The organism is Paralimibaculum aggregatum, from assembly GCF_030270585.1.
GTDB lineage: Bacteria > Pseudomonadota > Alphaproteobacteria > Rhodobacterales > Rhodobacteraceae > Thermohalobaculum > Thermohalobaculum aggregatum.
This window is the reverse complement of sequence record NZ_BSYI01000001.1, coordinates 236391-258338: the sequence shown is the minus strand read 5'-3', so window position 1 is coordinate 258338 and position 21948 is coordinate 236391. Positions and strand designations below refer to the sequence as shown.

At 71.1% G+C, this 21948-nt stretch carries 17 protein-coding genes; 11 read left to right on the top strand and 6 right to left on the bottom strand.

Going from position 1 to position 21948, the window contains the following annotated elements:
- Window positions 1-10: 10 nt before the first annotated feature.
- The 3 genes from QSJ97_RS01135 to QSJ97_RS01125 form a co-directional block, all read right to left on the bottom strand.
- Window positions 11-2758 carry a TRAP transporter permease gene (locus QSJ97_RS01135; RefSeq protein ID WP_285669633.1) on the bottom strand — a complete coding sequence of 916 codons (2748 nt, stop codon included), beginning with the start codon at window positions 2756-2758 and terminating at the stop codon, window positions 11-13.
- A 178-nt stretch (window positions 2759-2936) separates the two neighbouring features.
- The gene (locus QSJ97_RS01130; RefSeq protein ID WP_285669632.1) at window positions 2937-3899 is read right to left on the bottom strand and encodes a TAXI family TRAP transporter solute-binding subunit; all 963 of its coding nucleotides are present in this window, start codon (window positions 3897-3899) and stop codon (window positions 2937-2939) included.
- 218 nt (window positions 3900-4117) lie between these two features.
- Complete coding sequence (locus QSJ97_RS01125; RefSeq protein ID WP_285669631.1) at window positions 4118-6631, bottom strand: cation:proton antiporter; 2514 nt, start codon at window positions 6629-6631, stop codon at window positions 4118-4120.
- Window positions 6632-6861: 230 nt separating this feature from the next.
- Between QSJ97_RS01125 and QSJ97_RS01120 the strand changes: the two genes are divergently transcribed.
- Window positions 6862-7635, top strand: coding sequence for a cobalamin-binding protein (locus tag QSJ97_RS01120; RefSeq protein WP_285669630.1), 774 nt, complete (start codon window positions 6862-6864; stop codon window positions 7633-7635).
- A 7-nt stretch (window positions 7636-7642) separates the two neighbouring features.
- On the opposite strand, the gene QSJ97_RS01115 is transcribed toward QSJ97_RS01120, so the two are convergent.
- Window positions 7643-8077 carry a Fur family transcriptional regulator gene (locus tag QSJ97_RS01115; RefSeq protein ID WP_285669629.1) on the bottom strand — a complete coding sequence of 145 codons (435 nt, stop codon included), beginning with the start codon at window positions 8075-8077 and terminating at the stop codon, window positions 7643-7645.
- Between the two features lie 153 nt (window positions 8078-8230).
- Here QSJ97_RS01115 and QSJ97_RS01110 point away from each other — a divergent pair, with 153 nt between their 5' ends.
- From QSJ97_RS01110 to QSJ97_RS01070, 9 genes are all read left to right on the top strand, one after another.
- Window positions 8231-9205, top strand: a complete 975-nt coding sequence (locus tag QSJ97_RS01110; protein WP_285669656.1) for a metal ABC transporter solute-binding protein, Zn/Mn family — start codon at window positions 8231-8233, stop codon at window positions 9203-9205.
- A 32-nt stretch (window positions 9206-9237) separates the two neighbouring features.
- Entirely contained in the window at window positions 9238-10095 is an 858-nt protein-coding gene (locus QSJ97_RS01105) for a metal ABC transporter ATP-binding protein (RefSeq protein ID WP_285669628.1), read from the top strand.
- On the top strand, window positions 10092-11318 hold the full coding sequence (locus QSJ97_RS01100) for a metal ABC transporter permease (protein ID WP_285669627.1): 1227 nt from the start codon (window positions 10092-10094) through the stop codon (window positions 11316-11318). Before QSJ97_RS01105 ends, QSJ97_RS01100 begins: the two co-directional genes overlap by 4 nt.
- A 3-nt stretch (window positions 11319-11321) precedes the next feature.
- Window positions 11322-12257 carry a metal ABC transporter permease gene (locus QSJ97_RS01095; RefSeq protein ID WP_285669626.1) on the top strand — a complete coding sequence of 312 codons (936 nt, stop codon included), beginning with the start codon at window positions 11322-11324 and terminating at the stop codon, window positions 12255-12257.
- A 170-nt stretch (window positions 12258-12427) separates the two neighbouring features.
- Window positions 12428-13408, top strand: coding sequence for a BMP family protein (locus QSJ97_RS01090; protein WP_285669655.1), 981 nt, complete (start codon window positions 12428-12430; stop codon window positions 13406-13408).
- Window positions 13405-14964, top strand: coding sequence for an ABC transporter ATP-binding protein (locus QSJ97_RS01085; protein ID WP_285669625.1), 1560 nt, complete (start codon window positions 13405-13407; stop codon window positions 14962-14964). The genes QSJ97_RS01090 and QSJ97_RS01085 overlap by 4 nt, the downstream gene beginning before the upstream one ends.
- A complete protein-coding gene (locus tag QSJ97_RS01080) occupies window positions 14964-16031 on the top strand; it encodes an ABC transporter permease (protein ID WP_434220873.1) in 1068 nt (355 codons plus the stop codon). Before QSJ97_RS01085 ends, QSJ97_RS01080 begins: the two co-directional genes overlap by 1 nt.
- Window positions 16028-16972 (top strand): ABC transporter permease, encoded by a 945-nt coding sequence (locus QSJ97_RS01075; RefSeq protein ID WP_285669623.1) that lies wholly within the window; start codon window positions 16028-16030, stop codon window positions 16970-16972. Before QSJ97_RS01080 ends, QSJ97_RS01075 begins: the two co-directional genes overlap by 4 nt.
- 9 nt (window positions 16973-16981) lie before the next feature.
- Window positions 16982-18283, top strand: a complete 1302-nt coding sequence (locus QSJ97_RS01070; protein ID WP_285669622.1) for an amidohydrolase family protein — start codon at window positions 16982-16984, stop codon at window positions 18281-18283.
- Window positions 18284-18350: 67 nt separating this feature from the next.
- On the opposite strand, the gene QSJ97_RS01065 is transcribed toward QSJ97_RS01070, so the two are convergent.
- A complete protein-coding gene (locus QSJ97_RS01065; RefSeq protein ID WP_285669621.1) occupies window positions 18351-19736 on the bottom strand; it encodes an FAD-binding oxidoreductase in 1386 nt (461 codons plus the stop codon).
- Between the two features lie 155 nt (window positions 19737-19891).
- On the opposite strand from QSJ97_RS01065, the gene QSJ97_RS01060 reads away from it, so the two are divergent.
- Window positions 19892-20623, top strand: a complete 732-nt coding sequence (locus QSJ97_RS01060) for a winged helix-turn-helix transcriptional regulator (RefSeq protein WP_285669620.1) — start codon at window positions 19892-19894, stop codon at window positions 20621-20623.
- A 6-nt stretch (window positions 20624-20629) separates the two neighbouring features.
- Here QSJ97_RS01060 and QSJ97_RS01055 read toward each other — a convergent pair whose 3' ends face one another.
- Entirely contained in the window at window positions 20630-21943 is a 1314-nt protein-coding gene (locus QSJ97_RS01055) for a Mur ligase family protein (protein ID WP_285669619.1), read from the bottom strand.
- Window positions 21944-21948: the final 5 nt, after the last annotated feature.

Here is a 21948-nt window from a genome sequence, read left to right as displayed (position 1 = left end):
GCAGCCTCCTTCAGCTCGTTGCGGTGGCCGGGGCGGGCTTCGGCGCCCGCGCCCGCTGCAGCATGATGACCAGCCCGAGCACCAGGAAGGCGGGCAGGAACATCAGGTACTTGCTCGGCTGGTCGGTCGGGCGCAGCACGCGCAGCACCTCCTGGTCCCAGTCCAGCCCGGCCTTCGCCGCCGCGCTGTCGTAGAGCACGTCGTCGATGATGATCTTGCCGTCGCGCTCGACCAGAACCACCCCGGCATTCTCCAGCCGCTCCTCGCCGGTCGCGCCGGCCTCCAGCGGCAGCAGCGCCACGAATTCCAGCGGATCGCCAAGCTCGTTGACGCCGAGCACCCGGAGCCTCAGATCCTCGCCCTCCGGCGTTGCGGCCGCCGCCTCGGCGATCTCCGTGGGCGCGGTCTCGACATGCGGCGGCACCACCATGTCCATCCAGAAGCCCGGGCGGAACAGCGAGAAGGCCACCAGCAGCAGGAGCGCCGATTCCCAGATCTTGTTGCGCGTGAGGAACCAGCCCTGCGTCGCCGCCGCGAAGAGCAGCATCGCTGCCGTGGCTATGAGGAACACCAGGATGCCCTGTGCCCATCCGACCTCGATCAGCAGCAGCTCGGTGTTGAACATGAAGAGGAAGGGCAGGGCGGCGGTGCGCAGGCTGTAGAAGAAGGCGACGACGCCGGTGCGGATCGGATCGCCTCCGGAGACCGCCGCCGCCGCGAAGGAGGCAAGGCCCACCGGCGGCGTCACATCCGCCATGATGCCGAAGTAGAACACGAAGAGATGCACCGCGATCAGCGGCACGATCAGCCCGTTCTGCTGGCCGAGCGTCACGATCACCGGGGCGAGCAGCGCCGAGACGACGATGTAGTTCGCCGTGGTCGGCAGCCCCATGCCGAGGATCAGCGAGAGCACCGCGGTGAGGAACAGGATCGCCAGGATGTTGCCGCCCGAGAGCACCTCGACGACATCCGCCAGCGCCGAGCCGACGCCGGTCTGGCTCACCACGCCGACGATGACGCCCGCGGTCGCGGTGGCGATGCCGATGCCGATCATGTTGCGCGCGCCGGCGGCGAGGCCCTCGATCAGGTCGGTGATGCCGGCGGCGAACTCGCCTGCGAGCCGGCTGCCCTCGCCGCTCAGGATCGCCGCGAGCGGGCGCTGGGTGACGAGGATGAAGACCATGAACGAGGTCGCCCAGAAGGCCGATAGCCCGGGGCTCAGCCGGTCGACCATCAGGGCCCAGACCAGCACCACCACCGGCAGGATGAAGTGCAGGCCGGATTTCACCGTCGGCCCCGGCAGCGGCAGCTTTGCGCCCGGCTTGTCGAGATCAGACATCTCGGGCGTGGGATATTTCGTCGAGAGCCAGAGCAGCACGACATAGACCGCCGTCAGGAAGCCGAAGACGATGTAGCCCGCGCTGTTGCCGAAGGTCGGCCGGATCCAGCTCATCCCGTAGTAGACCGCGAAGGACAGGGCGCAGATCACGATGATGCCGAAGGCGGTGCCGATCAGCCGCTGGATGATGGGCTTCGGCGTGTAGGCCCGCTCCATCCCCTCCATGCCGGCCTTCATCGCCTCGAGATGCACGATGTAGACGAGCGCGATGTAGGAGATCACCGCCGGCAGGAAGGCATGGGTGACCACGTCGAAATAGGGAATGCCGACATACTCGACCATCAGGAAGGCCGCGGCGCCCATCACCGGCGGCATGATCTGGCCGTTGACCGAGGAGGCGACCTCGACGGCGCCGGCCTTCTCCGAGGAGAAGCCGACCTTCTTCATCAGCGGGATGGTGAAGGTGCCGGTGGTGACCACGTTGGCGATCGAGGAGCCGGAGATCAGCCCGGTCATCGCCGAGGAGACCACGGCCGCCTTGGCCGGGCCGCCGCGCATGTGACCCATCAGCGAGAAGGCCACCTGGATGAAGTAGTTGCCGGCGCCGGCGCGGTCGAGCAGCGAGCCGAACAGCACGAAGAGGAAGACGAAGGAGGTGGAGACGCCGAGCGCGATGCCGAAGACGCCTTCGGTGGTGATCCACTGGTGGTTGACCACCTCGGAGAGCGAGTTGCCCTTGTGGCTGATGATGTCGGGCATCAGCTGGCCGAGGAAGGTATAGGCGAGGAAGCAGCTCGCCACGATGGTCAGCGCCGGGCCGAGCGAGCGGCGGGTCGCCTCGAGCAGCAGCGTGATGCCGATGATCGCCACCACGAAGTCCTGCGTGATCGGTGCGCCGACACGGTCGGCGATGCCCTCGTAGAAGATGAAGAGATAGAGCGCGCAGGCTGCCGCGACGATGGCCAGCGCCCATTCCCAGGGCGGCAGCCGGTCATGCGGCGAGCCGAGCAGGATCGCGCCGATGACCGGCAGCGTCAGCAGCGGCGGCACCCAGACCGGCAGGTCTCCGGCCGAGCCGTAGATGAACAGCCCCGTCAGCACCAGCGGCACGCCGATGCCGAGCACCAGCTGCACCGTGCTGCGCGAGGCGGGATAGGCGGCGAAGGCGAGAAACAGCGCGAAGGCGAGGTGGATCGACCGCGCCTCGGTGTCGTTGAACACCCCCCAGTTGACCATGAAGGGGATCGGCGAGGCGAACCAGAGCTGGAACAGCGACCAGCTAACCGCCAGCACTAGCACGAAGGTGCCGAGCGCTCCGCTCATCTGCCGCCCGCCGGTGTCGGCCGCGGCGACGAGGGCGTCGAGCTCTTCCTGGCTCAGTGGGCGGCTTTCTTCCGGGCCTGTCTTCGAATCGGTCATCTCGGATCGCCTCGCATTCGGGTGGAGCCGTTATCTTGCGGCGGTGCCGGTCGGCCCCGGTTTCGCGCCGTCAGGTCCGCACGGGACGGATCGACGCGGCGCGCCTGGGCAGACGGCTCATTCGCCGGAGGGGTCCGCGGCCGGCGTTCCGGCCGCGGTGCTGCTCAAGCGGCAGGGATCACTCGATCCAGCCGCGCTCGCGGTAGTAGCGGGCGGCGCCGTCATGCAGCGGGGCGGAGAGCCCTGCCGAGACCATCTCCTCCTCCTTCAGGTTGGCGAAGGCGGGGTGCAGCTTCTTGAAGCGGTCGAAATTGTCGAAGACCGCCTTCACGACCTGATAGATCGTCTCCTCGTCGGAATTGGTGGAGGACACGAAGGTCGCGCGCACGCCGAAGGTCGTGGTGTCGGCATCGGTGCCGGTATACATCCCGCCCGGGATCGTGGCGAAGGAGTAGAACGGGTTGTCGTTGACCAGCGCCTCGATGGCCTCGCCGTCAACCGTCACGATGTTGGATTCGCAGGAGGTGGTGGCCTCCTGGATCGAGCCATTCGGGTGGCCCACGGTGTAGACGATCGCGTCAACCTTGTTGTCGCAGAGCGCCTGTGCCTGCTCGGCGGGCTTGAGCTGCGAGGCCAGCGCGAAGTCGTCCATCGTCCAGCCCTTGGCGCCAAGCACGATCTCCATGGTGGCGAGCTGGCCCGAACCCGGGTTGCCCACGTTCACCCGCTTGCCCTTCAGGTCGTCGAAATTGGCGATGCCGGAATCCTTGCGGGCGATCACGGTGAACGGCTCGGGATGCACCGAGAACACCGCGCGGAGCTCGGGCATCGCGTTGCCCTCGAACTTCGACGAGCCGTTCATCGCGTGGAACTGCCAGTCCGACTGCGCGACACCCATGTCCATGTCGCCGGCCTTGATCGCGTTGATGTTGGCGATCGAGCCGCCGGTGGAGGGCGCCGTGCATTTCAGCCCGTGATCCTTGCTCCCGCGGTTCACCAGGCGGCAGATCGACTGACCGACGACATAGTAGACGCCGGTCTGCCCGCCGGTGCCGATGGTGATGAACTTCTCCTCGGCGACAGCCTGGGTCGCGCAGGCCATCACCGCCGCAATTCCGATAGCCTTTGAAAGATGTCTCATCCCTGTCTCCAGTGTTGTTTGATTCGCCAGAAGGATCGCCCGATTGCCGACCGACTGCAATGGACATCTTCCGAGACGCTGCCCGCGGTGCAGAATATAGTGTCGCGCCTGATCGGCGTTCAGTAAGTTGAGCGCGCGGCAATGTCGGGGATCATTTGGCCTGCCACGGGCAGCGTAATCTTGCAAATGGCAGATTTGTTGTGCGCCGCAGCGTAGCGTTAGTTCCCATGCGGGCCGGTGGGCCGGGAATAGCCTTGGTCGAGCTGGCGCTGCACGGTCTGGCGGATCGTCGCCTCGATCGAGGGATCGTCGCGCGCCAGGCGCTGGAAATCGCGGCGCGTGAGCACCAGCAGCCGGCAATGGGTGACCGATCGCACGGTGCTGCGGCGCCGGGCATAGGGGCGCAGCAGCGCCAGCTCGCCGAAGAAGTCGCCCCCCTTGAGGATTGCCGAGGCGGTGCCGCCCTCCGCCTGCAGGCAGCCGGACGCGACGAAATACATCTCGGAGCCGCGCTGCCCGCGGCCCAGCACGATCTCGCCCGGCACGGTGAAATGCGTCTTCAGCCGCCGCGCCACGAAGCTGCGCTGCGCCGGGGTGAGCTCGGCAAAGATCGGCACCCGGGCGATCAGGTCCTGCGGCGAGAGCAGCAGATCGAGCTTCGGCGGCCGCGTGACGGCGCGTTCGCGGATGTCGAGATCGCGTCCCAGATCCTGATACAGCTCCTGTCCGATCACGCCATCGTTGAACAGCTTGAGATACTGCTGGCGCTCGCGCCGGATCGCCGAGCGCGTGATCAGCATCCGCTCCATCTCGAAGGCATAGGCCGGATACTGGGCGCTGATCGCCTCGAGCTCGGTATCGACCGCCCGGGTCCGTGCCTCGAGCAGGGCGACGATGTTGGCGGTGGCGTCCTCGCCGATCATCGGCGCCACCGTCTCCTTGGCGAAGTGCACGAGGTCGCGCAGCACGCGGTCGGTCTCGAGCAGCTTGGTGAAGTGCAGCTCGATCTGCGCGCGCAGCGGCCGGTCGAGCGTGAGGTTCCGGTGCAGGAACACCGCCGCCCGATAGGCCGGCGGTGCGCTGGCCGCGGTGAGGGCGGCACGCTCGTAGCCGTCGCGCCCCTCGATGCGGGCGGCATCGGCGATCCGCTCGGCGCTGAGCCGGAGCGCGCCGGTCGCCCGCGGGCCGATGGCGCCGTCCTCGAAGGCCCGGCGGATCAGCCGCGCCTCCTGGCCGCAGATGATGCCGAGCCCGAGTCGCAACCGCTCGCCAAAGGGGATCCGTGCGGGCCCCTGCGCCGCCTCGCCCATGCCGGCGCGCTGGCGGCCGAGCGCCTCCTCGACCGAGGCGATCGCGGCCGGCTCGAGATCGCGCGCCTTGGCGAGCTCCCCCACCACCCGGACGACCCGGTCGAGCGAGCCGGCGATGATGCGCTCGCGCAGCGCCAGATCGGCGGGCGAGAGCTTGTCGAGCCCGAGCAGGCGGGTGGCCAGCGCCAGCGTCGAGGCGTTGATCATCAGCGTCGCCACCGCATAGGCCGCCGCCAGCGCCGCCAGCACCCGGGCATCATCGCCGAGCACGCTCATGTCGGCGATCGACAGCGCAAGCACCAGCGTCACGCCGCCGCGGACACCGCCCCAGAGCACCAGCGCCTTCTGCGGCCGGCTCATCGGCGCGGCGAGGCGCATCCGGCCGAGCATCGGCAGCACGCCGAAGAGGATCCAGGCCCGCGCCAGCAGCGCGAAGACATAGATCACGCCGACCAGCAGAACCTCGTCCACCTCGAGATCGCGCAGGAGCCCCGGCACCAGCGTCGCCGCCAGCGGCAGGATGATCGCATTGGCCCAGAAGCCGATCTGGTCCCAGACCCCGCGCACCCGGGGCCAGTTGCCGGGCCCCATGTGCACGAAGGCGCCGGAGCCGGTGACCAGCCCGGCGAAGACCACGGCCACCACCCCCGATGCGCCGAAGCCCTGCTCCGCCAGCAGATAGGCGCCGTAGGCCACCGCCACCGTGACCGAAGCCTCCGCCATGCTCGAGCCGCCGAGCTGCGGATAGAGCCGCGCGCCCGCGAGCGCCACCACGATGCCGATGACCGCGCCGGCGCAGAAGCTGTAGAGGAAGCTGCCGACCAGCCCCAGCGCGGAGACATCGGCGACGCCGCTGAGCACCCCGATCAGCAGCGAGAACACCGCGATCGCGGCGGCGTCGTTGAGCAGGCTCTCGCCCTCGAGGATCACCAGCAGTCGCCGCGGCGCGCCGATCTCCTTGAAGGTGGTGATCACCGCGCCGGGATCGGTCGTGGCCACCGCCGCGCCGAGCAGCAGGCAGGCGACGATGTCGATGTCGGAGACGCCCCAGAGCGCGAGCCCGACCGCCGCCGTCGCGGCGATCACCGCAAGGATCGCCATCACCAGGATCGTCGCGACATCGTCGAGCAGGCGGCGCAGGTTCACCGCCAGCGCCATCTCGAACAGCAGCGGCGGCAGCAGCGCGGTGAGCATCGAGTTGGAATCGAGCGCGAGCTGGGCGACGAACCACTGGTCATAGGTGTCGAGCAGCCCGCCGGCGAGCTCGTAGCCGAGGATCGAGGTGAAGAAGCCATAGGCGAGGCCGATCCCCGCCAGCGCCACCGAGAGCGGGATGCCGAGCGCGCGCGAGCCCGGCACGGCGAGCGCGGCCGTCAGGAGGATGCCGACCAGCGCGGCGACGCCGTAGCCGAGGATCGTCACGCGCGGCGCCCCTCCCGCCCAACTCCGGCCGACCGGTGGCCCGCCTCGCCTGTCGTCATCCCCGCATGCCTCCGTCTGCCGACCGATCCTGCCGCTTCCACAATATATGGCAGCCCCCAGGGGTGCGCACAGAAAATCTTGACCTGTTGCGGCGCGTCCTCGGGCTTGACCGGCGCGTCCCCCGCGGCGAGGCTCGGCGCGACCGGAGCCCCAAGGCAGGACCCTCGCAGATGCGCCGCTTCCCGCCCGACCGCATCGTCTGCCTCACCGAAGAGACCGTGGAGACGCTCTATCTTCTCGGTGAGGAGGATCGTATCGTCGGCGTCTCCGGCTATGCCGTGCGCCCGGCAAGGGTGCGCCGCGAGAAGCCGCGGGTCTCCGCCTTCACCTCCGCCGATATCCCGAAGATCCTCGCACTCGAGCCCGACCTGGTGCTCGCCTTCTCCGACCTGCAGGCCGAGATCGCGGCGGCGCTGATGCGCGAGGGGGTGACGGTGCTCGGCTACAACCAGCGCGACGTTGCCGGCATCCTCGCGATGATCCGCAGCCTCGGCGCGCTGGTCGGGGCGGCCGACCGGGCCGAGGCGCTGGCGGCGGGCTACGAGGCGCGGATCACGGCGCTCGCGGCGGCGGCGCCCCGGCATCGCCCGCGGGTCTATTTCGAGGAATGGAACGAGCCGATGATCTGCGGCATCGGCTGGGTCTCCGAGCTGATCCGCATCGCCGGCGGCGAGGACGTCTTTGCCGCGCAGGCCGGCGCGCAGGCGGCCACCGGGCGGATCGTCTCCGCCGAACAGGTGATTGCGGCGGCGCCGGAGGTGATCCTCGCCTCCTGGTGCGGCAAGAAGGTGCGGCCCGAACGGATCGCCGCGCGCCCCGGCTGGGAGCGCGTGCCGGCGGTGGTCTCGGGCCGCATCCACGAGATCAAGTCGCCGCTGATCCTGCAGCCCGGCCCGGCGGCGCTCACCGATGGGCTCGACAGTATCCGCGCGGCCCTCGGCTGACCGCGCCTCAGCGCTTGTCCTTGCGGCGCCGGCAATAGAGCTCGAGCCGGTGCGAGACCACCTCGAAGCCGTGCTGGCGGGCGATCTCGCGCTGCAGCCGCTCGATCTCGGCTGAGGCGAACTCCACCACCGCACCGGTATCGACGTCGATGATGTGGTCGTGATGCGGAGCGTCCGCGGTCTCGAAACGGGCCGGCGCCCCCTCGAAGGCGTGGCGATGCACGATCCCCTTGTCGGAGAGCACCGCGAGCGTGCGGTAGACGGTGGCGAGCGAGACCGTGTTGTCGATCTCGCTGGCCCGGCGGTGCACCTCGTGCGCGTCCGGGTGGTCCTCGGCCTCGGTCAGCACCTTGACGATGGCCGCGCGCTGGCGCGTCACGCGAAGACCCGCCTCGCGAAGCGCGTCGTCCAGATCGTCCTTGAGCTTGTTCGCATAGGCCATGGCGCGACCCTATCCCAGGCATTCGCAACTGGGAAGTTTAAATGAGAATAGCTCGCAACTATGTTGACTGTTGCGACTGGTTCGCATTAGCGTTTGCAAGTGCGAATCGCGCACCTAACTCGAATGGTGCTCAGAGAGGGTCGGATGGCGGAGATGGTTTCGAAACGGCGGTTCTTCGGTGCGCTCGGCGCGGCGGCGCTGGCGGTTCTGGCGCTCGGCGTTCCGGGCGGCACGGCGCGGGCGGAGGCGCCGCTGTCCGTGGTCGCGACCACCGGCATGATTGCCGATGCGGCGCGCGAGATCGGCGGCGCGCATGTCACGGTGAAGGCGCTGATGGGGCCGGGGGTCGATCCGCATTCCTATCGCCAGACCCGCACCGACATCGTGGCGCTCGCCAATGCCGACCTGGTGCTCTGGCACGGGCTCTATCTCGAGGCGCAGATGGAGGAGTTCCTGCTCGAGCTTGCCGAGGACGGCCATGTCGTCGCGGTGGCGGAGGCGCTGCCGAAGGACCGCCTGATCGGGCATGACAGCTACTCCGACAAGTTCGACCCGCATGTCTGGATGGACCCGGAGCTCTGGGCCGGGGTGGTCGTTGCGGTGCGCGATGCGCTGATCGCCGCGCGTCCCGATGCGGAGGCCGATTTCCGCGCCAGCGCCGAGCGCCACCTGGCCGAGCTCGACGGGCTGGCGCGCTACACCCGGCGGATTCTGGCCTCGGTGCCCGAGGGCAACCGGGTGCTGCTGACCTCGCACGACGCCTTCAACTATTTCGGCGCGGCCTACGACTTCGAGGTGGTGGGCATCCAGGGCATCTCCACCGAATCCGAGGCCGGCCTGAAGCGCATCGCCGAGCTCGTCGAGCTGCTGGTCGCGCGCGACATCCGCGCGGTCTTCGTCGAGAGCTCGGTCTCCGACCGCAACATCCGGGCGCTGGCCGAGGGCGCCTCGGCGGCCGGCCACAAGGTGGTGATCGGCGGCGAGCTGTTCTCCGACGCGATGGGCACGCCCGGCACCTATGAGGGCACCTATCTCGGCATGATCGACCACAACGCCACCGTGATCGCCCGCGCCCTCGGCGGCACCGCGCCGGACCGGGGCATGCAGGGCAAGCTGGCCGGGATCTGAGGAACAGAGGCGCGATGACGCGGAGCATCACCATGACCCCCACGATGACGACGGCGGCCCGGCTTGCGGGCCTGCCTGCCGGGCTCGACCTCGCGGCGGCCGATGGCGAGGCGCTGCACCCCGAGGCCGCGGCGGAAAGCCCGCTGTCGATCCGCGGGCTCACCGTCTCCTATGGCGAGAAGCCGGCGGTGTTCTCGGTGGATGCGACCTTCCCGGACGGTGCCCTCTCCGCGATCATCGGGCCGAACGGTGCCGGCAAGTCGACGCTGCTGAAGGCGGCGCTCGGGATCATCCCGCGGCTCTCGGGCGAGGTCTCGGTCTTCGGCCGGCCGATCGACGCGGCCCGCGCGCGCATCGCCTATGTGCCGCAGCGCGCCAGCGTCGACTGGGATTTCCCGACCAGCGTGCTCGACGTCGTCTCGATGGGGCTCTATCGCCGGCTCGGCCTCCTGCGCCGGATGCGCAGCGAGGAACGCGCCCATGCGCTGGCCTGCCTCGAGCGCGTCGGCATGACCGATTTCGCCGACCGCCAGATCGGCCAGCTCTCCGGCGGGCAGCAGCAGCGGGTGTTCCTCGCCCGGGCGCTGGCGCAGGGGGCGGATCTCTACCTGCTCGACGAGCCCTTCGCCGGCGTCGACGCCGCCACCGAGCGGGCGATCATCGAGGTGCTGAAATCGCTCCGCGCCGAGGGCCGGGCGGTGGTCTGCGTGCATCACGACCTCTCCACCGTCGAGAGCTATTTCGACCATGTGTTCCTGATCAATGTCCGGCGCATCGCCGAGGGGCCGGTGGCGAGCACCTTTACCGCCGGCAATCTCCAGGCGACCTATGGCGGGCGGCTCGCGGCCGGGCATATCGAGCAGCTGCGCCTCGGAGGCGGCACGGCGTGAGCGATCTGCTCGCGGCGCTGACCCTCCAGGCGGGCTACAACGCGGCGCTGGTGGCGATCGGCGCGGCACTGCTCGGCTTCGCGGCGGGGGCGGCGGGCACCTTCCTGTTCCTGCGCAAGCGGGCGCTGGTCTCCGACGCGGTGGCTCATGCGACCCTGCCCGGCGTCGGCCTCGCCTTCATCCTGATGGTGGCGCTCGGCGGCGACGGACGCAGCCTTCTCGGCCTGCTGGCGGGCTCGGCGGTGACGGCGGGGGTCGGGCTCCTCCTCGTGGAGTGGATCGCCCGGCGCACCCGGCTCGCCGAGGATGCCGCCATCGGCGCGGTGCTCTCGGTCTTCTTCGGCATCGGCGTGGTGCTGCTGACGGTGATCCAGACCATGTCGAGCGGCCGGCAGGCGGGCCTCGAGAGCTTCCTGCTCGGCTCGACGGCGGGGATGCTCTACCTCGACGCGGTGGTCATCGCGGTCGGCGGGGCGCTCTCGGTGCTCGCGGTCTGGGTGCTGCGCCGGCCGATGACGCTGGTGTCCTTCGATCCGGACTATGCCGCCGCCTGCGGCTACGACGTCCGCCGGATCGACCTGGCGATGATGGCGCTGGTGATGGCGGTGACGGTGATCGGACTGAAGATCGTCGGGCTGATCCTGATCGTCGCCATGCTGATCGTGCCGCCGGTGACCGCACGGTTCTGGACCGAGCGGGCGGGCCGCGTGATCTGGATCGCAGCGGGGCTCGGCGCGGTCTCCGGCTATGTCGGGGCGGCGGTCTCGGCCTCGGCGCCGGCGCTGCCCACCGGGCCGATCATCGTGCTGACGGCGACCGCGCTGTTCCTGCTCTCGCTGCTGTTTGCGCCGGCCCGCGGGGTGCTGGCGGCGGTGCTGCGCCACCGCCGGTTCCAGCGCCGGGTGCATCGGCGCCAGGGGCTGCTGGCGCTGGCGCGGGGCGAGCTGATCCACGATCCGCTGACGCTGTCGGTGCTGCGCCGGGCTGGGCTGATCCGCGCCGACGGCGTGGCCACCGAGGCGGGGCGCGCCCAGGCTGCCAAGGCGGCGCGTGACGAACATCGCTGGGAGATCGCGCGCCTGGTCAACCAGGACACCGCGCTGACCGGCCGCTATGACGGGCTGACCCCCATCGAGCGTGTCTTCACCGCCGATCAGATCGCCGAGTTCGACCGGCATCTCGGCCCGCCCCGGCCGGTTGCCGGCGATGCCGCGGGAGCCTGAGCCATGCATGCCGAGTTCGTCCAGCTCAGCCTGACGCCGATCCTGATAGGCATCTTCGCCTCGGTGGCCTGTGCGCTGCCCGGCAACTTCCTGATCCTGCGCCGCCAGGCGCTGATCGGCGATGCGATCAGCCATGTGGTGCTGCCCGGCATCGTGGTGGCCTTCCTGCTGACCGGCGGAGTCGCCTCGATGGCGATGATGCTCGGCGCGGCCGGCGCGGCGGTGCTGGCGGTGCTGCTGATCGAGGCGGTGAAGCGCCTCGGCCGGATCGAGCCCGGCGCCGCGATGGGGGTGGTGTTCACCTCGATGTTCGCCGGCGGGGTGCTGCTGCTCGAGCAGTCCGACACCAGCAGCGTGCATCTCGACGTGCAGCACGCGCTGATGGGCAATCTCGAGAGTCTGATCTGGTTCAAGGCGAAGGGCTGGCACTCGCTGGCCGACCCGGCGGCGCTGGCGGCGCTGCCGGACGAGTTGCCGCGCATGGCGCTGGTCTGTCTCGTCGTGGTGGCGCTGACGGTGATCTTCTGGCGGCCGCTCAAGATCTCCACCTTCGACGAGGGCTTCGCCCGCGCGATCGGCCTGCCGGTGGCGGCGATCGGCTTCGGCCTCGTGGTCACCGCGGCGGTGGCGGCGGTGGCGGCCTTCGACGCGGTGGGCTCGATCATCGTCATCGCGATGTTCATCTGCCCGCCCGCGGCGGCGCGGCTGATGACCAACCGGCTCGAGGCGCAGGTGCTCTGGAGCGTCGGGTTCGCGGTGCTCGCGGCGGTGCTCGGCTATGTCTTCGCGGGCTACGGGCCGCTCTGGTTCGGGGGCGCGGAGGCGGTGAGCGCCGCCGGCATGATCGCCGCGGTGTCGGGCCTGATCCTCGGCCTGGCCTGCCTCTTCGGCCCCTGCCGGGCGCGCGTCGGGCAGGGCCGCGACCCCGCGGAGGCCTGAGCCGGGCCGATCCGGCCCCGGCCGCGCCACCGGCCCCGCCGCCGGTCTGTCGGGGACAAAGCGTTTGACCCTGCCTTTCCGCTGACGTTCTATTGCGTTGCGGGATAAGTCGCGCCAGCAAAGGCGCCGGGCACCCGGTTTGACAGGAGGGTCACGTGAAACTGCTTGAGATGCGAATTCTGCGCCGCGCGGTGGTCGCCGGGGCGCTGGCCGCTGCGGCCGCGCTGTCGGCGCCGGCGGCGCTGGCCGAGGCGACGAAGGTGGCGGCGATCTACACGGTGCCGGTGGAGCAGCAATGGGTCAGCCGCATCCATGTCGCGCTGGTCGCGGCCAAGGAGCGCGGCGAGATCTCCTATGTCTATTCCGAGAACGTCGCCAACACCGACTACGAGCGGGTGATGCGCGAATATGCCGAGCAGGGCATGGACCTCGTCGTCGGCGAGGCCTTCGCGGTGGAGCGCGCGGCGCGCAAGGTGGCGGCGGACTATCCCGAGACCGCCTTCCTGATGGGCTCATCCTTCGGCCCGGCGAAGCCCAATTTCGCGGTGTTCGACAACTGGATCCACGAGCCCTCCTATCTCACCGGCATGGTCGCCGGCGCGATGACCGAGACGAACCGCATCGGCATGGTCGGCGGCTTCGCGATCCCCGAGGTCAACCGCCTGATGAACGCCTTCATGGAGGGCGCGCGCGCGGTGAACCCGGAGGTGAAGTTCATGGTGACCTTCATCAACTCCTGGTACGACCCGCCCAAGGCCAAGGAATCGGCCTTCGCGATGATGGATGCCGGGGCCGACATCATGTATGCCGAGCGCTTCGGGGTCTCCGATGCCGCGGTGGAGCGGGGCGTCAAGGCGATCGGCAACGTGATCGACACTGCCGCCGACTATCCCGACACCATCCTCGCCTCGGCGCTCTGGCACATGGAGCCGACCATCGACCGCGCCATCGCGGCGGTGCAGGCCGGGCAGTTCGAGCCGGCGGATTACGGCCCCTACAGCTTCATGGCGCATGGCGGCGGCTCGCTGGTGCTCGACGAGGCGCTGGTGCCGGCGGAGGTCGTCGAGCAGGTGAACGCGCGCAAGCAGGAGATCCTCGACGGGCTCTTCCGCGTGAATGTCAACGACGCAGAGCCCGAGCCCGACGCATGAGCCAGACGACGGAGGGGGGCACAGTTCCCCCTCGCGCCGGGGCGGGTGAGGTCGTGCTCGAGATGGCCGGCCTCACCAAGCGCTTCGGCGCCATGCTGGCCAATGACCGGATCGACCTGACGCTCCGGCGCGGCGAGGTGCTGGCGCTGCTCGGCGAGAACGGCGCCGGCAAGACCACGCTGATGAACCTGCTCTTTGGCCACTACCTGCCGGATGCCGGGCAGATCCGCGTGGCCGACGCGGCGGGAGCGCTGCAGCCGCTGCCGCCGGGCGCGCCGGATGCCGCCATCGCGGCGGGTATCGGCATGGTGCACCAGCACTTCACGCTGGCGCACAACCTCACGGCACTCGACAACATCCTGCTCGGCACCGAGCCGCTCTTCGCGCTGCGGCGCGACCGCCGGGCGGCGCGGGCCCGGGTGCGCGCGCTGATGGAGCGCTCCGGCCTCGCCGTGGCGCTGGAGACCCAGGTCGGCCGGCTCTCGGTGGGCGAGCGCCAGCGGGTGGAGATCCTGAAGGCGCTCTATCGCGGCGCGCGCATCCTGATCCTCGACGAGCCGACCGCGGTGCTGACGCCGCAGGAGGCGGACCGGCTGTTCGAGACCATGTCGGCGATGGCCGCCGACGGGCTCTCGGTGATCTTCATCTCGCACAAGCTGCGCGAGGTGCTGGCCTTCTCGCACCGCATCCTGGTGCTGCGCCAGGGCCGCAATGTGGGCGGCATGGCCACGGCGGAGGCCGACGAGGCCGCCATCGCGCGCCTGATGGTGGGCGAGGAGAGCCCGCCGCCACCGGCGAAACGCGAGGCGCCCGGCGCGCCGCTGCTGGTGCTCGACGGCGTGACGCTGCCCGGAGAGGGGGCGCGGGCCGGGCTCGACGGGGTCTCGCTCACCGTGCGCGCGCACGAGATCGTCGGCATCGCGGGGGTCTCGGGCAACGGCCAGGCGGCGCTGGCGGCGCTGCTCTCGGGTCTCGCGGCGCCGGCGGCGGGAACCATGTCGCTGGCAGGCCGGGAGATCCGGCGCTTCACCCCGGCCGGGTTCCTCGAGGCCGGCGTCGGGCGCATCCCGGAGGACCGCCACCATGACGGGGTGGTCGGCGCGATGACGCTGTCGGAGAATCTGGTGCTGGAGGAGCTCGACACGCCGGAGGTCACCTCGGGCGGCTTCCTGCGCCGCGGCGCCATCCGCGCCCGCGCCCGCGCCGCCATCGCCGACTATGACATCCGCGCGCCGGGGCCGGACGTGCCGGTGCGCCTGCTCTCGGGCGGCAACATCCAGAAGCTCATCCTGGCGCGGGTGTTCGGCCGCAGCCCGCAGCTCATCCTCGCCAACCAGCCGACCCGCGGGCTCGATTTCGGCGCCGCGGGCGCGGTGGTGCGCCGGCTCCTCGAGGCGCGCGAGCGCGGCGCCGGCGTGGTGCTGATCTCGGAGGATCTCGACGAGATCCTCGGGCTCGCCGACCGCATCGCAGTGCTGCAGGGCGGCAGGCTGGCCGAGGCCCGCAGCCGCGACCGCGGCGCCATCGGCATGATGATGGTGGGACAGGCCGCATGATCCGCATCGAACCGCGCGCGCCCTCGCCGCTGGTGAACCTCGCCGTGCCGGTGCTGGCGGCGCTCGTCGCACTGCTGCTCGCGGCGATCCCGCTGGCGCTGGCCGGGGCGGATCTCGGGCAGGCCTTCGCGCTGATGTGGCAGGGGGTCTTCGGCTCGCTCTTCACCGTGACCGAGACGCTGACCCGGGCGGCGCCGCTGATCCTCACCGGGCTGGCCGCGGCCTTTGCCTTCCGCGCGCGGCTCTGGAACATCGGCGGCGAGGGCCAGCTCTATCTCGGCGCGCTGGCCGCGGTGGCGGTGGGCACCGGTGCGATCTCGGCGCCGCCGGCGGTGATGATCCCGCTGGTGCTGCTCGCAGGGGCGCTGGCCGGGGCGCTGGCGATGGCGCTGCCGGCGCTGCTCAAGATCCGCTTCGGCGCCGACGAGGTGGTGACGACGCTGCTGCTCAACTTCGTGGTGCTGCTCTTCGTGCAGATGATGCTGGAGGGCCCGTTCAAGGACCCTATGGGAATGGGCTGGCCGCAATCCGAGCCGATCGTCGATGCCGCGATGCTGCCGCCGCTGGTCGAGCGGATGCGCCTCCATGCCGGGCTGCTGATCGGGCTGGTGCTGGCGCTGGTGCTGCATGTGGTGCTCGGGCGCACCGCCTGGGGGCTGCGCATCCGAGCGGTGGGGGAGAACCCGGCCGCCGCCGCCCATGCCGGCATCCCGGTCGGGCGCACGCTGATCGGGGCGGCGCTGGTCTCGGGCGGGCTGGCGGGGCTCGCGGGGGTGGGCGAGGTGGCCGGCCTCAAGGGCTATCTCACGGCGGATCTCTCGCCGGGCTACGGCTATGCCGGGATCGTGGTGGCGATGCTGGCGCGGCTCTCGCCGCTCGGCGTGGTGGCGGCAGCGCTCTTCATCGCAGGCGTCTTCGTCGGCGCGGACAGCATGAGCCGGGCGATCGGGGTCTCGAGCTATCTCGCCGACCTGGTGGTGGCGATCGCGCTGCTGACGGTTCTGGTCGGCGGCTTCGTCTCGCAATACCGCCTGGTCCGGGTTCGCGCAGGGGGAGAGGGCGCATGACCGAGGTTCTCGAGATCCTCGCCAACGCGAATTTCTGGGCCGCGGCGATCCGCATCGCGACGCCGCTGGTCTTCGGCGTGCTCGGCGCGCTGATCTGCGAGCGGGCCGGCGTGCTCAATCTCGGCATCGAGGGCATCTTCACCGCCGGCGCCATGGCCGGCTGGATGGCGGCCTGGCTGGGCGCCGGGCTCTGGGGCGGGGTGCTGGCGGCGGCGCTGACGGGGGCCGGTTTCGGGCTGCTGCACGCGCTGCTGACCGTGCCGCTCGGGCTCAGCCAGCATGTCTCGGGGCTGGGCATCACGCTGCTCGCCACATCGGCGGCCTATTTCGCCTATCGCACCGCGCTGCCGGATGTCAGCTCGCCGCCGCGCATCGAGCCCTTCGGCGCGCTCGACATCCCCGTTCTCTCGGAGCTGCCGTTCCTCGGCCCGGCGCTGTTCCAGCACACCGCGCTGACCTGGCTGGCGCTCGCCATGGTCGCGCTGGTCTGGTGGGTGCTGGCGCGCACGCCGCTCGGCCTCGCCATCCGCGCGGTGGGGGACAATCCGGACGCGGTGGACGCCCAGGGCCTCTCGGTCTATGGCCTTCGCATCGGCGCGGTGATGGCGGGGTCGGCGCTGATGGCGGTGGGCGGGGCCTTTCTCACCATGGCGGCCTTCGACGCCTTCTTCTTCGGCATGGTCAACGGGCGCGGCTGGATCTGCATCGCGCTGGTGATCTTCGCCTCCTGGCGGCCGTGGAAGGCGCTGCTGGGCGCGCTGCTCTTCGGCGCCTTCGACGCCTTCCAGGTGCGGCTGCAGACCGAGCTCGGCGGCGCCGTGCCGGGGCAGATCTTCCTGATGGCGCCCTATCTCCTTTCCATCGTCGCGCTGGTGCTGGCCGCTCGCCGGGCCGACTATCCGCGCGCGCTGCTCACCCCCTGGTTCAAGGGCCAACGCTAGAGGCACGCCATGGCCGTCGATCTGCTGATCCGGAACGCAACCCTGCCTGACGGGCGCCGCGGGCAGGACATCGCCTCCACCGCCGGGCGCATCATCGGCGTCGAGCCCGGCATCGCGGCGGAGGCGGGCCGGGTGATCGACGCCCGCGGCCGGCTGCTGGCGCCGCCCTTCGTGGATGCGCATTTCCACATGGACGCCACGCTCTCGCTCGGTCGGCCACGGCTCAACCGCTCCGGCACGCTGCTCGAGGGCATCGCGCTCTGGGGCGAGCTGAAGCCGATCCAGACGGTGGAGGAGATCGTCGAGCGGGCGCTGCGCTACTGCGATCTCGCGGTCTCCCAAGGAATCCTGGCGATCCGCAGCCATGTCGATGTCTGCGACGACGCGCTGAAGGGGGTGGAGGCGCTCGTCGATGTCCGCACCCGGGTCGCGCCCTATCTCGACCTGCAGCTTGTCGGCTTCCCGCAGGACGGCCTGTTCCGCTCCCCCACGGCCGAGGCGAACCTGCTGCGGGCGCTCGACATGGGGGTGGATGTGGTCGGCGGCATCCCGCATTTCGAACGCACCATGGCCGAGGGCGCCCGCTCGGTCGTGCGGCTCTGCGAGATCGCCGCCGAGCGGGGCCTGCGCATGGACCTCCACTGCGACGAGACCGACGACCCGATGTCGCGCCATGTCGAGACGCTGGCGGCAGAGGTGCAGCGCCGCGGCCTCGGCGGCCGGGTGGCCGCGAGCCACCTCACCTCGATGCATTCGATGGACAACTACTACGTTTCCAAGCTGATCCCGCTGATGGCCGAGGCCGGGCTGGCCGCGATCGCCAATCCGCTGATCAACATCCTGATCCAGGGCCGGCACGACACCTATCCCAAGCGCCGCGGCCAGACCCGGGTGCGCGAGCTGTGCGATGCCGGCCTGCCGGTCGCCTTCGGGGCGGATTGCGTGATGGACCCGTGGTACTCGCTCGGGGCGGCGGACATGCTGGAGGTCGCGGCCATGGGGCTTCATGTCGGCCAACTCTCCTCGCCGGCGGACATGGCCTGGTGCTTCGATGCGGTGACAGCGATCCCGGCGGAGATCATGGGGCTCGAGGGCTATGGCATCCGCCCCGGCGCGCAGGCCGACATGGTGCTGCTGCAGGCCCGGGATCCGGTCGAGGCGATCCGCATGAAGGCGGTGCGGCTCGCGGTGATCCGCCGCGGACAGGTGATCGCCGAGACGCCGGAGCGGGTGACGCGGCTGGCGCTGCCCGGCCGGCCCGAGCGGCTCGATCCGGCGGACTATGCGCCCGTGGAGACCGGCGAGGGCTGACGGCCGCCCCGGGGGGCGCCCGTCGGTCTCCGCTTGCGCCCCGCCGGCCTTTTCGGGCGGGGGGGCCTCAGGCCGGGGAGCGACCCGGCAGGATGTTCTGGTTCGACCGGAACAGGTTCTCCGGGTCGTGAACCGCCTTCACCGCCGCCAGCCGAGCCAGATTGGCGCCAAAGGCGTCCGCCGTGCGCCCTCCCTCGGGGATGAAGTTCACATAGGCGCCCGGCTGCGCATGCGGGCGGAAGGCCGCCGCGGTTTCGCGGAGCCAGCCGGTGCAGCGGGCGTCGTCCGCCGGGTCGGTCCAGCGCGCGCCGGCGGTGATCGAGAACCCCACGCCGCGATGCGGATAGGCGCTGTCCTCCGGGGCGACGTCGTCGATGGCGCCGCCGAGCTGGCAGATCAGGATGTCGGAAGCCGGTGTCGGCAGGATCGCGGCGCGCTCGGCCAGCAGCCGGGGCAGGGGATCGACGATGCCGGCCACATTGCTCGCGCTCCAGTAGTTGCGCGCGCCGGCCTCATAGGCGGCGTCGAGCATCCGCTGCGCCTCGACATAGGGCCTGACCGCGACCGCATCGCCGATCGCCTCGGGCAGCTCGCGGAGCGGCGCCAGCACCGAAGCGCCCTCCGCCGGATCGCCGCTCCAGCACTGCATCAGCGAGAGCACCTTCCGCCCGTGATGCCGGTCGTCGAGGAAGGGCAGCGGCGGTGCCGTCAGCAGATCCGCCCAGACGCAGGCCTCCCGCGGCGCCCCGGCACAGAAGGCGCCCCAGGCCGCCAGCGTCACCTCCGCCGCCTCGAGCGGGAAGACCGTTGGCCCGAACAGCACCTCCGGCCCCACGGCATGGAGGCGAAAGGCGAACTCCACCGCCACGCCGAAATTGCCGCCGCCGCCGCGCAGGGCCCAGAACAGCTCGGGCGTTGCATCGGGGGTGGCCTCCACCACCCTGCCCGCGGCGGTCACCAGCCGCACCGCGAGCAGGTTGTCCGCCGCCAGGCCGAAGCGCCGCGACAGCCAGCCGAAGCCGCCGCCGAGGGTCAGCCCCGCCACCCCGGTGCTCGAGATCACGCCCGCCGGCACCGCGAGCCCGTGGGCCTGTGCCGCGGCGTCGAGATCGGCGAGCAGCGCGCCGCCCTGCACCCGGGCAATGCGGGCCGCGGGATCGACGGTGACGCCGCGCATGTCCGACAGGTCGATCACCAGCGCGTCATCGGCCACCGCGCTGCCGGCGATGTTATGCCCGCCGCCGCGGATCGCCGCGACCCGGCCGGCGGCCCGGCAGGCTGCCACCGCGGCCACAACGTCCTCGACGCTGCGGCAGCGGGCGATGGCGGCGGGGCGGCGGTCGATCATCGCGTTCCAGACCTGCCGGGCGGTGTCGTAGTCCGCATCTCCGGGGCGGATCAGCCGGCGCCCGAGCCGTCGGTCGAGCGGGGCGAGGGGGTCTGCGCTGTCCATTGCGGTCTCCTCCAGCGGCTTCATGGCGAGGAGGATGCGTCCCCGGCCCGGCCCGCGCCACTCGGGAATCTGGAGCGCTCCGGAATCCGGAGTGGTTGGGCTCCCGCGATTCGGCCATGATCGGGGTGGGAGCCCGACCGCCAAGGGAGAACCGCATGCCCAAGGGTTTCGGCCAGTATTGCCCGCTCGCGCTCGCCGCGGAACTGCTCTGCGAGCGCTGGACGCTCTTGATCGTCAGCCGGCTCGTCGATGGCTGCCGGCGCTTCAACGAGATCCATCGCGGCGTACCGAAGATCTCCGCGACGCTGCTCTCCCAGCGCCTCGCCGCGCTCGAGCGTGCCGGGCTGGTGGAGCGCCGCCCGCTCCGGGAGGGGCGCGGCCACGAATACCTGCTCACGGAAGCCGGGCGCGAACTCGATCCGATCATCATGCAGCTCGCTGTCTGGGGCCAGAAATGGGGGCGCGACATGGTCTCGGAGGATCTCGACCCGGCCTTCCTCGCATGGAGCATGCACACCCGCCTTGCCACCGAGGCGATGCCCGCGGGCCGCACCGTGATCGGCTTCGAGTTCGCCGGCAGCCCGGTGGCGCTCAACCGCTTCTGGCTGGTGCATGAGGGCGGACGGGTGGACATGTGCCTCAAGCATCCGGGCTTCGATGAGGATCTCAGGGTGCTGGCGGAGATCCGCCGCTTCGTCGAGGCCTGGCGGGGGTTTCGCGACCTGCGCGCCGAGATCCGCGCGGGCCGGATCCGCCTCGAGGGGCCGGAGGCGCATTGCCGCGCCTTCCCGGACTGGCTGCGCCTCAGCGCGCTGGCGGCGTTTCCGCGGGAGCGCGCGGGCGCCGAGCGCGCGCTCGCCGCGGAGGAGGGGGTCGCGGCGGAATAGGCCCGCTCAGGGCGCCAGCAGGGCGCAGTCCTCGCAGCGGTGGTGACGGCCGCAGCCGATCCGGTCGCAGGCGACCTCCTGCCCGGATAGCGCCAGCAGCAGCCGCTCCAGATGGTCGGCGTTGTTCGAGCCCTTGAGCAGCACCAGCGCGCCGGGGCCGAGGACCGGCCCGAGCTGTGCGAGCGCCTCCGCGGCGGTCTCGGCGGTGAGCAGCCGACCCGCCCCGGCCTCCGCCTTCAGCCGCGCCACGCTGCCGGCCCAGGGGCCGACGAAGAGCACGGTGTCTGCCACCGCCAGCGCCTGCCGCGCCACCCGGCGGTATTTTGTCGAGGTTGCGCTGCCGAGATCCGAGAGCGTGCCGATCACCGCCACCTTGCGGGCCGCCTCTGCCGCGGCCAGCGCATCGAGCGCCTGCTCGACGGAATAGAGCGGGGCCTTCACCGAATCGTCGATCACCGCGATCCCGCTGTCCAGCCGGTGCAGCCGCATGCGCCCGGGCGGCGGCTCGGCGGCCTCGAGCACCGCGCGGATGCGCGCGGGCGCCACCCCCACGGCCAGCCCGGCGGCGACCGCGGCCATCAGCGGCATGACCGCGATCTCCGAAGTGAACCGGGTGGCGAGCGTGATCCGGCGGCTGTCATGCGACAGCGCGAGGCGCAGCCCCTCCGTGAGGCTCGCGGATGCGTCCAGGAGCCGGAGGTCCGCCCCCTCCGCCCGGCCGCAGGCGATCACCCGTGCCCGGGTCAGCCGGCGCATCGCCGCCACATGCGGGTCGTCGGCGTTCAGGATCGCGAGGCCCTCCGGCGGCAATGCGGCGATCAGCCGGCCCTTGTCCGCGGCCACCGCCTCGTGGTTGCGATAGCGCGACCGGTGGTCGAGCCGCACATGGGTCACCACCGCGATGTCGGGGCGCAGATGGCGGGCGAACTGGCGCAGCCCCCCGGCATCGCCGCCGCCCATCTCGGCGACGAAGAACCGGGTGTCGCCCCGCGCGCGCAGCATCAGCCGCCCGATCGGGCGGCGCGCATTCGCCCCCTGGCTCAGCCGCGCCGCCGCGCCCGAGGCCGCCCAGGGGCGCGTCGAGCAGATCACCGGCCCGGCCTCGGCCAGCACCGCGCCGATCAGCCCGGTGGCGGTGGTCTTGCCGCAGCTCCCGGTGATGCCGACGACACGGAGCCGCGGATGCAGCGCCCGCCAGGCCCGCGCCGGCAGCAGCGCCGCCAGCCCCTCCGCGTCGCGCTTGAGGGTGATCGCCGCATCCACTCCGCCGGGACCGATGAGCGGCGCCGCGAGCCGCAGGAACCGGGGCCCGAGCGCCATCCGCG

Coding starts and splice junctions, on each gene's coding strand:
- QSJ97_RS01120 (WP_285669630.1), top strand. CDS start 6,862: ATGCGCCGCTTCCCGCCCGACCGCATCGTCTGCCTCACCGAAGAGACC.
- QSJ97_RS01085 (WP_285669625.1), top strand. CDS start 13,405: ATGAGCCAGACGACGGAGGGGGGCACAGTTCCCCCTCGCGCCGGGGCG.
- QSJ97_RS01060 (WP_285669620.1), top strand. CDS start 19,892: ATGCCCAAGGGTTTCGGCCAGTATTGCCCGCTCGCGCTCGCCGCGGAA.
- QSJ97_RS01110 (WP_285669656.1), top strand. CDS start 8,231: ATGGTTTCGAAACGGCGGTTCTTCGGTGCGCTCGGCGCGGCGGCGCTG.
- QSJ97_RS01130 (WP_285669632.1), bottom strand. CDS start 3,899: ATGAGACATCTTTCAAAGGCTATCGGAATTGCGGCGGTGATGGCCTGC.
- QSJ97_RS01095 (WP_285669626.1), top strand. CDS start 11,322: ATGCATGCCGAGTTCGTCCAGCTCAGCCTGACGCCGATCCTGATAGGC.
- QSJ97_RS01135 (WP_285669633.1), bottom strand. CDS start 2,758: ATGACCGATTCGAAGACAGGCCCGGAAGAAAGCCGCCCACTGAGCCAG.
- QSJ97_RS01070 (WP_285669622.1), top strand. CDS start 16,982: ATGGCCGTCGATCTGCTGATCCGGAACGCAACCCTGCCTGACGGGCGC.
- QSJ97_RS01090 (WP_285669655.1), top strand. CDS start 12,428: ATGCGAATTCTGCGCCGCGCGGTGGTCGCCGGGGCGCTGGCCGCTGCG.
- QSJ97_RS01105 (WP_285669628.1), top strand. CDS start 9,238: ATGACCCCCACGATGACGACGGCGGCCCGGCTTGCGGGCCTGCCTGCC.
- QSJ97_RS01115 (WP_285669629.1), bottom strand. CDS start 8,077: ATGGCCTATGCGAACAAGCTCAAGGACGATCTGGACGACGCGCTTCGC.
- QSJ97_RS01065 (WP_285669621.1), bottom strand. CDS start 19,736: ATGGACAGCGCAGACCCCCTCGCCCCGCTCGACCGACGGCTCGGGCGC.
- QSJ97_RS01055 (WP_285669619.1), bottom strand. CDS start 21,943: ATGGCGCTCGGGCCCCGGTTCCTGCGGCTCGCGGCGCCGCTCATCGGT.
- QSJ97_RS01075 (WP_285669623.1), top strand. CDS start 16,028: ATGACCGAGGTTCTCGAGATCCTCGCCAACGCGAATTTCTGGGCCGCG.